Source organism: Microbacterium sp. (genome assembly GCF_047607465.1).
GTDB lineage: Bacteria > Actinomycetota > Actinomycetes > Actinomycetales > Microbacteriaceae > Microbacterium.
Map to the genome: position 1 here is coordinate 18,609 of NZ_JASGCY010000041.1, position 12,597 is coordinate 31,205.

9 protein-coding genes are annotated in these 12,597 nt (G+C 71.8%); 4 read left to right on the forward strand and 5 right to left on the reverse strand.

Annotation, left to right across the window (positions count from 1 at the left end; translation table 11 throughout):
- Positions 1-22: 22 nt before the first annotated feature.
- Positions 23-1,441 carry an aminopeptidase P family protein gene (locus QM568_RS05255; RefSeq protein ID WP_415136548.1) on the reverse strand — a complete coding sequence of 473 codons (1,419 nt, stop codon included), beginning with the start codon at positions 1,439-1,441 and terminating at the stop codon, positions 23-25.
- Between the two features lie 43 nt (positions 1,442-1,484).
- Complete coding sequence (locus QM568_RS05260; protein ID WP_415136550.1) at positions 1,485-2,507, reverse strand: endonuclease/exonuclease/phosphatase family protein; 1,023 nt, start codon at positions 2,505-2,507, stop codon at positions 1,485-1,487.
- A gap of 57 nt (positions 2,508-2,564) precedes the next feature.
- Here QM568_RS05260 and QM568_RS05265 point away from each other — a divergent pair, with 57 nt between their 5' ends.
- On the forward strand, positions 2,565-3,428 hold the full coding sequence (locus QM568_RS05265; protein WP_415136552.1) for a PHP domain-containing protein: 864 nt from the start codon (positions 2,565-2,567) through the stop codon (positions 3,426-3,428).
- 81 nt (positions 3,429-3,509) lie between these two features.
- Here QM568_RS05265 and QM568_RS05270 read toward each other — a convergent pair whose 3' ends face one another.
- Positions 3,510-5,015 carry a DEAD/DEAH box helicase gene (locus QM568_RS05270; RefSeq protein WP_415136554.1) on the reverse strand — a complete coding sequence of 502 codons (1,506 nt, stop codon included), beginning with the start codon at positions 5,013-5,015 and terminating at the stop codon, positions 3,510-3,512.
- 163 nt (positions 5,016-5,178) lie between these two features.
- On the opposite strand from QM568_RS05270, the gene QM568_RS05275 reads away from it, so the two are divergent.
- Positions 5,179-5,895 carry a ferritin-like fold-containing protein gene (locus QM568_RS05275; RefSeq protein WP_415136556.1) on the forward strand — a complete coding sequence of 239 codons (717 nt, stop codon included), beginning with the start codon at positions 5,179-5,181 and terminating at the stop codon, positions 5,893-5,895.
- 56 nt (positions 5,896-5,951) lie between these two features.
- Here QM568_RS05275 and QM568_RS05280 read toward each other — a convergent pair whose 3' ends face one another.
- Both QM568_RS05280 and QM568_RS05285 read right to left on the reverse strand, forming a co-directional pair.
- Entirely contained in the window at positions 5,952-6,239 is a 288-nt protein-coding gene (locus tag QM568_RS05280) for a hypothetical protein (RefSeq protein ID WP_415136558.1), read from the reverse strand.
- 2 nt (positions 6,240-6,241) lie between these two features.
- Positions 6,242-6,466: a DUF3107 domain-containing protein gene (locus tag QM568_RS05285; RefSeq protein WP_415136560.1), complete on the reverse strand. Its 225-nt coding sequence runs from the start codon at positions 6,464-6,466 to the stop codon at positions 6,242-6,244.
- A gap of 173 nt (positions 6,467-6,639) precedes the next feature.
- On the opposite strand from QM568_RS05285, the gene QM568_RS05290 reads away from it, so the two are divergent.
- Together QM568_RS05290 and QM568_RS05295 are read left to right on the forward strand one after the other, a co-directional pair.
- Positions 6,640-9,849: an ATP-dependent helicase gene (locus tag QM568_RS05290; protein WP_415136562.1), complete on the forward strand. Its 3,210-nt coding sequence runs from the start codon at positions 6,640-6,642 to the stop codon at positions 9,847-9,849.
- On the forward strand, positions 9,846-12,597 hold a 2,752-nt coding region (locus QM568_RS05295), incomplete at its 3' end, for an ATP-dependent helicase (protein WP_415136564.1). The genes QM568_RS05290 and QM568_RS05295, both read left to right, overlap by 4 nt.

The following is a 12,597-nucleotide window of genomic DNA, read 5'->3' on the forward strand; positions in this document are numbered from 1 at the left end:
ACGCCGGTCCGGAGGGGGCCGCTCAGCCCTGCTGCACCCGCCTGATCCACGCCTCGACGTCGTCGGCGGTGCGCGGGATGCCGGCCGAGAGGTTCACGGGGCCGTCGGCGGTCATCAGGATGTCGTCCTCGATGCGCACGCCGATGCCGCGGTACTCGGCTGGCACCGTGAGGTCGTCGATCTGGAAGTACAGTCCCGGTTCGATCGTGAAGACCATGCCGGGCTCGAGGAGGCCGTCGTAGTACATCTCGCGGCGCGCCTGCGCGCAGTCGTGCACGTCGATGCCGAGGTGGTGCGAGGTGCCGTGCACCATGTACCGGCGGTGCTGGCCACCGGCATCCGCGTCCAGCGCCTCCTCGGCGGTCACAGGCAGCAGCCCCCACTCGGCGGTGCGCTCGGCGATCACGGTCATGGCGGCGCCGTGCACCTCCCGGAACGGCACGCCGACCCTCGCTGCCGCGAACGCGGCATCGGCCGCCTCGCGCACCGTCTCGTAGACCCGGCGCTGCACCTCGGTGAACGTGCCAGACACCGGGAGGGTGCGGGTGATGTCGGCCGTGTACAGGCTGTCGGCCTCGACCCCGGCGTCGACGAGGATGAGGTTGCCGGGCACCAGGGCGCCGTCGTTGCGGGTCCAGTGCAGGTAGCAGGCGTGGGGGCCGGAGGCTGCGATCGTGTCGTAGCCCTCGCCGTTGCCGTCCTCGCGGGCGCGGCGGTGGAAGACGCCCTCGACGACGCGCTCGCCGCGGGCGTGCTCGACGGCCTGGGGGAGCGCGCGGATGATGTCGTCGAATCCTGCTGCGGTGATCTCCACCGCCCGGCGCATCTCGGCGATCTCGAACTCGTCCTTGACGAGGCGCAGCTCGGAGAGGAAGCGCGCGAGCTCTGCATCGTCGAGGGTGAGGTCGCCGTCCGCGGCTTCGAAGGCGGCGAGGTGGTCGGTGGCGACGCCGAGGTCGGCGGCGACGCCGGCGAGTGCTGGACGCGGGCCGATCCAGAATTCACCGATGGTGGCGTCGGCGTAGAACTCGGTCGTCGTGCGGTCGGCGCGCTCGCGGAAGTACAGCGTGACGTCGTGCCCGGCATCCGTCGGGTCGAAGACGAGCACCGAATCCGGCTCTGCATCCGACGCCCAACCGGTGAGGTGGGCGAACGCCGAGTGCGCGCGGAAGACGTAGTCGGTGTCGTTGCTGCGCTGCTTGAGGGAGCCGGCCTCGATGACCAGGCGCTTGCCGGGGAACGCGGCGGACACGGCCGCGCGGCGCCGCGCGGCGTATGGCGCCTGGGCGCGGGCGGCGGGCAGCGTCTCGGGGCGCTCTGCCCATCCGGTCGAGATGGTGTCGAGGAAGCCCTGCGGGAACGGCTGCTTGCGGTTCGTGCTGCTGTTCTCGACGATGGGCTCGGTGGCTTCGGCGATCGTGTCGCGGTCTGCGGTGTTCATCCCTCCAGTCTGCCACCGCCGCGGAGCATGGCGGTGAGGATGCTCAGCCGGCCGGTTCGAGCTGGACGATGATCCCGCGGTGGTCGCTGCCCCCGGCATCCGGGATGACGAGCGATCCGGTGGGGAGCCAGTTCGACGATGCCATGACGTGGTCGATGGGGGCGCTGAGCAACGCGGGCAACGAGCTCGGCCAGGTCCCGCTGAACCCGTTGCCGGTGCGCGCGGCGACGTCGCGGCAGTATCCGATGTCACCGCCGTCGACGCCGAGCGGGGCCATGTGGTCGATCGTGGCGTTGAAGTCCCCGGCGAGGATGACATCGCCCTGCGGGCACTGATCGGCGATCCACTGCAGGTCGCTGCGCCACTGCTGCAGCTCCTGCATCCGCGGGGCGACGGCGTGCACGGCGACGATCGTGGGGCCGGTGCCGTCGATCGGCATGAGCACGACGCTCGGCACCTGCCCGGTGTTGCTGGTGCCGTCGGACGCCGACTCGATCACCGAGTACTCGCCGAGGTCGGGGGAGACGAGCACCGTCGTCTGCCAGGAGCTCGGGCCGTTGGCGACCTCGGGGTTGTACTTGACGCTGTGCACCCACATCGGGTGGCCCTGCTCGCGCAGCATGATCGCGACCTGCTCGCCCACGGCCTCTGTCGTCTCGGGGAGGGCGACGATGTCGGCATCGTGCTCGAGGATCTCGCGTGCGATGGTGTCGGCGGAGACCGCCTCGCCCGCCGTGTTCCATCCCAGCACGCGGATGCTCGTCGCGGTCGGCGCGGGAAGCGTGTCGCGGCCGAAGCCGCGGTTCACGCCGATCAGCGCGGTGGCGCCGACGCCGAGGAGGGCCACGATGAGGACGGATGCCGCGAACCCGCGCACCGTCCTGGAGATCATGAGCAGCAGCGCGATCACCGCCAGCGCCAGGAGGACGACGAGCACCGCGCCCCGCGCGGCGACGATCTGGGCGAACGGGTACACCTGCTCGAGGCGGAAGAACTGCGGCCACACCACGATCGCCGTGGCGATCGCCAGCAGCACCGTCAGCAGAATCCCCAGTAGTCGAAGCATCACCACCAGCCTAGGAGCGATGCCTGTGAAGACTCTGCCGCGGGCTACTCTCGGAGGATGGCGTATCTGTTCTCCGGCCCCGCGGATCTGCACCTGCACTCCAACCATTCCGACGGGACCGAGACGCCGGCCGAGGTGATGCGTCAGGCGCACGCCCACGGGGTGCGGACGATGGCGCTCACCGATCACGACCGCACGACGGGGTGGGACGAGGCCGGCGCCGCGGCCGCCCGGCTCGGTGTCACCTTCCTGCCGGGGATGGAGCTGTCGGCGAAGCATGAGTGGCGAAGCGTCCACGTGCTGGGATACCTCTTCGATCCAGGGGACGCGGCGCTCGTCGCCGAGACCGACCGGATCCGCGGGGACCGGATCGGACGCGCGGAGCGCATCGTGCGCAGCATCGGCCGCGACTACGACCTCAGCTGGGACGACGTGCTGGCTCAGACGACGGCGGATGCGACCGTCGGACGCCCGCACATCGCCGATGCGCTCATCGCCCGCGGGATCGTCCGGGACCGCACCGAGGCCTTCGACGGCATCCTGCACCCCCGCGAGGGATACTACGAACCGCACTACGCGCCGGACCCGCTCACGGCGGTGCGGCTGATCGCTGACGCGGGGGGAGTGTCGGTCATCGCGCACCCGGCGACCGCGGGGCGCGACCGGATGATGCCGGTGGCGTTCATCGAGCAGCTGATCGCGGCGGGCCTCGGCGGGTTCGAGATCGATCACCGCGAGAACACCGAGTCCGGCAAGCGGGCGCTGCGCGAGCTCGCGCGGAAGCACGACCTCATCGTCACCGGATCGAGCGACTACCACGGAGCTGGTAAGCCGAACAGGCCGGGGGAGAACACCACCTCGGAGGAGATGGTCGCGCGGATCACCGAGCGCGCGACAGGCAGCGCCCCGCGCTACGCCTGAGGCTCCCTCCGCGCTGCGCTGGGGGAGCCTTTGCGCACGGGGGCGCGTCGCGGTCGCGTCGTGACCCCGCGAGGGGCGCGTTCAGGCGCCGGTGACGGGCGCCGCGCCGGAACCTCCGCGACGGCGACGGCGACGGCGCGCCGGAGCGGGCTTGCCGTCGTGGTGCTCCTTGCCCGCGCCATCGTGCGTGCCCGCACCCTCGGCGCCGCGGACGGCGTCGGAGGCGTCGGAGGCGGCGGGGGCATCGGATGCTGCGCCTTCGGCGAACGTCGATCCGACCGGCTCGGTTCCGCGCCGGCGACGGCGGCGACGGCGCGTTCCACCCTCCGCGGTGCCCTCGGCCACAGCATCCGCCGCCCTCTCCGCACGCGGCGCGCGCGCCGGCTTCTCCGCCTTCGGCGCCGTGACGAGCCGGCCCTTCGTCCCCTCGGGGATGTCGAGGTCGGTGTACAGGTGCGGGCTGGAGGAGTACGTCTCGACGGGCTCGGGCTGGCCGAACTCGAGGGCGCGGTTGATGAGGGCCCACTTGTGCAGGTCCTCCCAGTCGACGAAGGTGACCGCGATGCCCGTCTTGCCGGCGCGGCCGGTGCGGCCGGCGCGGTGCAGGTACGTCTTCTCCTCGTCGGGGATGGTGTGGTTGATGACGTGGGTGACGTCGTCGACGTCGATGCCGCGGGCGGCGACGTCGGTCGCGACGAGCACGTCCTTCTTGCCCGCCTTGAAGGCGGCCATCGAGCGCTCGCGCTGGTCCTGGCCCATGTCGCCGTGCACGCCGCCGACGTTGAAGCCGCGGTCGCTCAGCTCATCGACCAGACGCTGGGCCGCGCGCTTGGTGCGCGTGAAGATCACCGTCTTGCCCCGGCCCTCGGCCTGCAGGATGCGGGCGATGACCTCGTCCTTGTCGAGGGAGTGCGCGCGGTACACGAGGTGCTTGATGTTCGCCTGGGTGAGGCCCTCATCGGGGTCGTTCGCACGGATGTGGATGGGGTTCGTCATGAACCGGCGGGCGAGCGCCACGATCGGGCCGGGCATGGTCGCCGAGAACAGCTGCGTGTGGCGCACCGGCGGCACCTTCTGGAAGATCTTCTCGATGTCGGCGAGGAAGCCGAGGTCGAGCATCTTGTCGGCCTCGTCGAGCACGACCTCGGTCGCGTGCGAGAGGTCCAGCAGGCGCTGGTTCGCGAGGTCGATGAGACGACCCGGCGTGCCGACGACGATCTGGGCGCCGGCCTTGAGCTGGTCGATCTGCCCCTCGTACGCCTTGCCGCCGTAGATCGCCACGACGCTCGTCGAGCGTCCGGAGGTGAGCAGGTCGATGTCTTCGTACACCTGCACCGCGAGCTCGCGGGTGGGGACCACGATGAGCGCCTTGACGCCGTGCTCCGGGTTCTGCCCTAGGCGCTGCACCACAGGGATGCCGAAGCCGAAGGTCTTGCCGGTGCCGGTCTTGGCCTGGCCGATGATGTCCTGGCCTGGAAGGCCCAGGGGGATGGTCTGCTCCTGGATGGGGAAGGCGTCGACGATGCCCTTGGCGGCGAGTGCGTCGACGATGTCCTGATCGATACCGAGATCAGCGAAGGTTGTCACTTTGTTCAGATGCCTGTCCGGCGACGTGCGTGCGTCGCCTCGTCATGGATCCACGCCCTCTGCGTGCCACAGGCGCGGGCCCCGCTCCGACGGCGGGGACGGCACCAGCCTACCGGAGCGTCTTCGCGCGAGAGGAAAGGCGCGGCACGAGTAGTCTGTGAGCGTGGTGAACTGGTTCTGGAGACGCAACAAGGCGCCCAAGCGAAACCTCACGCTGCGCAGTCGCGGCGATCAGGGCGGCGCGACGCGCATCGACTTCGCCGAACTCGCTCCGGAGCTCAACCGCTTCCTCGGTCAGGCGGCCTATCTGCAGCTCGGCTACTTCGAGACGCTCACGCGACTCATCCGCGCGACCCCCGATCTCGCCGAGAAGGAGGCGCTGTCGCGTGCAGCCGGGGCGGCGCTGACCAAGCACCGCGCCATCGTCGAGCTCATCGCCGCACGCGGCGACGACCCCACTCAGCTCATGCTGCCGTTCCGGGAGAACCTCGACACGTTCCGGCGGAAGACGATCGGCGCGCGCCCGCGCGAGACCGTGCTCGCCGTCTACATCACCGCTGGGCTGCTCGACGACTTCTACCTCGCGCTCGCCTCGAGCTACGGGGACACGGGGGAGGAGGTGGGGCGCATCCTCGGCGAGGACGATGCTCGCCATGAGATCGTCGCGATCATCCAGGAGACGATCGAGAGCGACGAGGAGTGGCGCTCGCTGCTGTCGATGTGGGCGCGCCGCCTCGTCGGCGACACGATCCTGGTGTGCCGTTCGGCGCTGCGGCCGGAGCGGCTGGAGGCCGCCGACGATGAGCGCATCGAGCCGGTGTACACCGAGCTCATGGGCGCGCACGCACGCCGCATGGATGCGATGGGCCTGGCCTCGTAGGACGGCTCGAGCCCACGCATGGCGAAAGCGGATGCGCTGGAGGATCGGCGCCCTGATCAGATGCCGAGGGCGGCCTTCGCCTCGGCATCCGTCCGGCGTCGCACGGCGACGAGTGCGATCGTCGCGATGGCCGCGAGGGCGACGGAGCCGAGGATGCTCGCCACCCACAGCCACAGGTTGTCCTGGCCGATGCCGGCCCACTGCAGCGCCGTGTAGATGATCGCCGCGGCCGCGGTGGCGATCACCGGTGTCACGGCGACACCGCGCAGTTCACGCCCGTCGATGAGGAAGTGGGCGGCGATGCCGAGAGCGCAGGCGGCGATGAGCGCGAGGAGGATGTACATGCTCAGGCGACGAAGCCGACGCGGCGGGACTCTTCGGTGCCCAGCTCGATGAAGGCGAGGTTCGCCGTGGGGACCAGGTAGGAGTTGCCCTTGACATCGGCGAAGTCGAGGTGGGTCGCGCCCTGCTCGAGGGCGGCCGACACCCTCGCGCGGACCTCGTCGGCGCTCGCCGAGGTCTCGAAGTTCAGCTCGCGGCCGGTGTTGACGATGCCGATGCGGATTTCCACGCGTGCTCCCTCTTGTCGTAGTCCAGCGCTGTCCTGAGGCGACTGGCTGCGCCCAACTCTACCCCGGGGCGCCGACGCCCAGACCGGGGTCGCGCCCGGTTTCGCCGTGAGCGCACAAGTGCCCTCCGCCCGGACGCCCGGCGATGTCGGAGCACCCCGATAGCGTGGGGTCCATGACATCGGATGCTGCGCAGAGAGCGGTCGTCGAGGCCGAGCCGGCCGCCTCCGGCGTGATCATCGGGGCACCGGGCACCGGCAAGACCCGCACTCTGGTCGAGCGCGTCGTGCACCTCCTCGCAGCGCGCCGACTGCGCCCGGAGGAGCTCGTCGTGCTCACCCCCAGCCGGCAGGCGGCCACGGCGCTGCGCGACCGCATCGCCGTACGCGTCGATCAGGCGACTCCGGGGCCGCTGGCGCGCTCGCTGGGCTCGTTCGCCTTCCAACTCGTGCGCGGAGCCATGGTGCAGCGCGGTCTCGAGCCGCCGGCGCTGCTGACGGGCGCCGACCAGGACCGCCTCATCGCCGAGCTGCTCGCCGGCGACGCCGAGGACGAGGAGATCGTGTGGCCCGCGGCGCTGGGCCCCGGCGTGCGCGCCTCGAAGGGGTTCCGCTCGGAGCTGCGGGCCTTCCTCGCCGAATGCACCGAGCTCGGCGCGCACCCGGCCGAGCTGCGTGCAGCGGGGGAGGAGACGTGGGCGGCGATGGCCGACTTCCTCGTGGAGTACCGGCTCGTGCTCGACGCAGCCAGGGCCGCTCACCGCGACGCGGCCGATCTGCTCGCCGAGGCCGCAGCTCTGCTGTGCACCGCGGATGCTGCGACGCTCGGCCCGCTCGCCGCCCTCCGCGTCGTGCTCATCGACGATGCGCAGGAGCTCACCCGCGGCGGGATCGCGATCGTGCAGGCGCTGCGCGACCGCGGGGTCTCCGTGCTCGCCTTCGGCGATCCCGACATCTCCTCCGGCGCGTTCCGGGGGGCGACGCCGGAGCTCTTCTCCCGACTCGTCGGCGTGCTCGGCGACGTGCACGTGCTCGAGTCTCCGCATCGGCAGGCACCAGCGCTCACCGCGCTCACCCGCACCGTCACCCAGGCCATCGGCGCGTCGGGGCGGGTGGATCATCGCCGTGCGCCGCTGCCGGTCGCCGACGAGGAGACCGAGAAGGCGGTCACCACCTTCCTCGCACCCTCGCCGTACGAGGAGCTCGACCGCATCGCCGGCACGATGCGTCAGTGGCACCTGAGCGAGGGCGTCGGATGGGAGCGGATGGCGGTGATCGCTCACGACACGCGCCAGGTGACGATGCTCGAGACCGAGCTCGCCGCACGCGAGATCCCCACGCGGGCCGCCGGCGTGCAGCGCCCGCTAGGCAGCGAGACGGTCGTGCGCGACATCGTCGGGATCGTCCGGCTGGCGCTCACGCCCGTCGAGGAGCGCACCGCCCTCGAGATCGAGGAGGCGCTGCGCACCCCCTTCGGCGGGATGGACGCCATCGGGCTGCGGCGGCTGCGCGCGCGCCTGCGCCACGTCGAGTTCGAGGGCGGGGGGTCGACGCCGGCGCGGGAGCTGCTGCGTCAGGCGTTCGCCGCCCCCGCCCACTTCGACCTCATCGACGCGCACGAATCGCGCGCCGCCGCCCGGTTCGCGACGACCGTCGCGGAGATGTCGGACGCGGCGGCGCGGGGCGAGACGATCCACGACCTGCTCTGGCGCGTGTGGGAGCAGTCGCGCGCCGTCGACGGCCGGCGGCTACAGGTCGCGTGGCGCGAGACGGCGCTGCAGGCCGGCGGAGCGGAGACCGCTCGTGCGCTCGACGCGCTCGTCGCCCTCTTCGATGCGGCGAAGCGCTTCGTGGAGCGTGCGCCGAACGAGAAGCCCGAGGTGTTCGTGCGCGACATCCTCGACAGCGAGGTGCCGGAGGACTCGCTGTCGAGCCCCGACCGGCCGGGACGGGTGACGCTGCTGACGCCGGCGACGGCGCTGGGCACGGAGTTCGACGCTGTCGTCGTCGCCGGCGTGCAGGAGGGCGTGTGGCCGAACGTGCGGCTGCGCGGGGGACTGCTGCAGACCTGGCGTCTCGCCGACGCGCTGACCGCGGCGCGTGAAGGCCGTCCTGCCGACGGCGCCGACGCGCTCGATCGGCGTCGGGCCGCCCTGCACGACGAACTGCGCCTGTTCGTGCGGGCGATCTCGCGTGCGCGGAGCCGGCTTCTCATCACGGCCGTCGACGACGACGATTCGACGCCGAGCGCCTTCTTCGGATTCCTGCCGTCACCCGATCCTGGCCAGCGCCACGCCGCGGCCGAGCATCCGCTCACGCTGCGCGGACTCGTCGCGCGCCATCGACGTGTGCTCACCACGTCGTCGCACGCCGCCGAACGCGCCGAAGCGGCCGGCCAGCTCGCGGTGCTCGCCCGCGAGGGCGTGCCCGGCGCCGATCCGGCGGAGTGGTACGGGGTGCGGCCTGCTTCGAGCGCTGCGCCGCTGCGCGACCTCGCCGTCGACGGCGCGAGGGTATCGCCGTCACGGATGGAGTCGTTCGAGGAGTGCGGCGTGAACTGGGTCGTCGCCGCCCTCGGCGGTGACACCGTGATGCCGCCCACCGCCGGGATCGGGACCATCGTGCACGAGGCGATGGAGAAGGTGCCCGACGGCGAGCTCGAACGGCTGCGCGAGGTCGTCGCGGAGCGCTGGCCGGGGCTCGACTTCGAGACCGCCTGGATCGGCCGCAAGGAGCGCCGTCGTGCCGACCTGCTCATCGACCGGCTGCACAGCTACCTCGGGGAGGTGCGTGCTGATGGGGGACGGGTCATCGCGAGCGAGGTGGAGTTCCGCTTCGCCGTCGACCTCGGCGAGGAGCCGGCGGTGCACGAGGTCGCGGATGACCGCGCGGGTCAGGCGGTGGTGCACGGATTCATCGATCGGGTCGAGGCGTATCCGGCCGGTTCCGGTGATCTCGGTCACGCCCGTGCCCGAGGCGCCCTGCCGATCGCGTCGGCAGGGGCGGGGGAGCGGGTCGTGGTCGTCGACCTCAAGACCGGCAGGAGCGACCCCGAGTCGGATGCCGCCGTGCTCGAGCACGCGCAGCTCGCCGCCTACCAGGTGGCGGTGCAGCAGGGACTCATCGACGGGGCCGACCCCGCGGCTCTCGCCGGGGCGCGCCTGGTCCTCGTCTCCAAGACGCTCGCCAAGAGCCAGTACCGGATCGCGCATCAGCACACGCTCGACGACGATGCGCGCCGCGCGTTCCTCCGGCGCATCGCGGAGGCCGCCCGCGGCATGTCGGCATCGAGCTTCACCGCGCAGGTCGAGGCGCACTGCGCCGACGTGCAGGGCGGGCACGTGAAGCCGTGCCGCATCCACACCGTCCCGGCGGTGAGCGCATGAGCGCGCTCACGACGTGGAGCGGGACGCTCGGACTCTCGGCGACCGATGTCGCCGCAGCCCTGGGGCAGCCAGCGCCCACACCCGCTCAGCAGCGCGTCATCGAGGCGCCGCCCGTGCCGGCGCTCGTCGTCGCCGGAGCCGGAAGCGGCAAGACCGAGACGATGTCGGGGCGCGTGGTGTGGCTCGTGGCGAACGGCCACGTCCGGCGAGACGAGATCCTCGGCCTCACCTTCACGCGCAAGGCCGCAGGCGAGCTCGCCGAGCGCATCGGCGCCCGTCTCGCGGTGATCGACGAGTACGGCAGGCGCGGACTCCTGCCGCATCTGCCCGATATCGTCGCCTCTGGCGCTCTCGCCCGCGTCGACGAGGCCGCGTCCGCCGGGCAGCGGGAGCTCGTCCGACGGCACGTGCTCGACGAGCTCGCCGCCTCCTACGGCACCGGATGGGATCCGACGACCCCGCGCACCGCCGAGGAGATGATGATCCGTCCCCGTGTCTCCACCTACAACGCCTTCGCCGACAGCATCGTGCGCGAGCACGCCGCGCGGATCGGTCGCGACCCGGACGTCGCGATGCTGAGCCAGGCGGCGTCGTGGATGCTGGCGCGCGAGGTCGTCCTTCGCAGCGACCTGACGGGGCTCGAGGACATCGACCACTCCCTCGGCACCATCGTCGACGCCGTGCAGCGCCTCGCCGGGGACGTGCTCGATCATCGGGTCGACCTCGACGCGGCGGTGCGCATCGCCCGCGATCAGGCCCTCGCGTTCGAGCCGTACCGGAGCAACTCCGATGTCGAGAAGGCCGCAGCCAACCTGCTCAGCCTGCCGACACTCGTTCAGCTCGTTCGCGACTACATCGCCGAGAAGGCGCGTCGCGGCGTGCTCGACTTCGCCGACCAGGTCGGCGGCGCCTACGACATCATCGACGCCGCCCCCGACGTGCGGGCGGAGCTGCGGGAGCAGCATCGGGTCGTCCTGCTCGACGAATACCAGGACACCTCGGTGATCCAGACACGCTTCCTCGCCGAGCTGTTCCGCGACGCGGCGGTGATGGCCGTCGGAGACCCCCATCAGTCGATCTACGGATGGCGCGGCGCGAGCGCCGACAACCTCTACGCGTTCTCCCGGGCGTTCGTCTCCACCGGCGACGCGCAGACGTACAGCCTGATGACGAGCTGGCGCAACGACCGGCGCATCCTCGACATCGCCAACGAGGTGCTGACGCCGCTGCACAGGCCAGGACTGGACGTGCCGCCGCTCGAGCCCCGCCCCGGAGCCGGGGATGGGCGCGCCGAGGTGCGCTTCGCGCACACGGTCGATGACGAGGCCGAAGAGGTCGCGCAGTGGTTCGCCGATCGCCGTCGCGCGCACGACGCCGGCAGCGCGGGCAGAGCGCACACCGGAGCGGTTCTGTTCCGCTCGAAGAAGCACATGCAGACTTTCGCGGCGGCCCTCGCCGGCCACGGGATCCCGCACCGCATCCTCGGGCTCGGGGGCCTCCTGTCCACTCCGGAGATCGTCGATGTCGTCTCCACGCTCCGCGTCGTGCACGACCCGACAGCGGGCTCGGCGCTGATCCGGCTGCTCACCGGCCCGCGGTTCGCCGTGGGCGTCGCCGATATGGCCGCGCTCTACGACCTCGGTCGCCGGTTGTCGGAGACCGGCACCGACCTCGCACCGCTGCCGGAGGAGGTGCGGTTGCGCCTGCGGTCCTCCCACGGCGCCGACGAGGCGGTTTCGATCGTCGACGCCGTCGACATCGTCCGCGCGGTGCGCGACGACTACCGGATGCTCGATGCGATCACCCCCGAGGGGCGGGCGCGCATCCGGGAGGCGGGGGAGATGCTCGAGCGGCTGCGCCGGGCGTCGTCGCAGCCGATCCCCGAGCTGATCCGGCTCATCGAGCTCGAGCTGCGTCTGGACATCGAGCTGGCGGCGAACGAGACCAGGGGGCCGGCGCGGGTGGCGTCCACCCAGCTGCGTGCGTTCGCCGGCGAGGTGCGCGCCTTCCTCGCGGCCGACGAGCGGGGGAGCATCGGGAGCCTCCTCGCCTGGCTCGACAAGGCCGAGCGCACCGACGAGCTCATGCCGCGTCCCGAACCGCCGGAGCCGGGGGTCGTGCAGCTGCTGACGATCCACGGATCGAAGGGGTTGGAATGGGACGCGGTCGCCGTCGTGCGCCTCGTCGTCGACGAGCTGCCCGGTCGCCCGACCGACACCTCGGGGTGGTTCGGCTTCGGGGTGGTGCCGTTCGCGCTGCGCGGAGACCGCGACGCGCTGCCGCGGTTCACGTGGGATCCGCCGCTGGACGAGACCGACCCGGCAAAGCGCCTGAAGGCGGGTGTGGCATCGCTGACGAGCGCGAGCCAGAAGGCGCCCGGAGCCCTCACGGTCTTCAAAGCCGCGTACCGCGACTACCAGCAACAGGAGGAGCGCCGTCTCGCCTATGTCGCCGTCACCCGCGCGCGCACCGACCTGCTGCTGACCGGGTCTCATTGGGCGGGGCAGAAGAGGCCCCGCGACCCCAGCCCCTATCTGCTCGAAGCCGTGCAGGTGCTCGGTCTCGAGGCGATCGGCGCCGTGGACCCGGAGCAGAACCCGTACGACGGGCCGGGCGCCACCGTGACCTGGCCGATGGATCCGCTCGGCGCCCGGCGGGGCGTCGTCGAGACGGCCGCGGCCGCCGTCCGTGCCGCCGCCGAGCATCCGCCGGCGCCGAGCGCCGAACTCGCGCGGCTGCTCGAGGAGC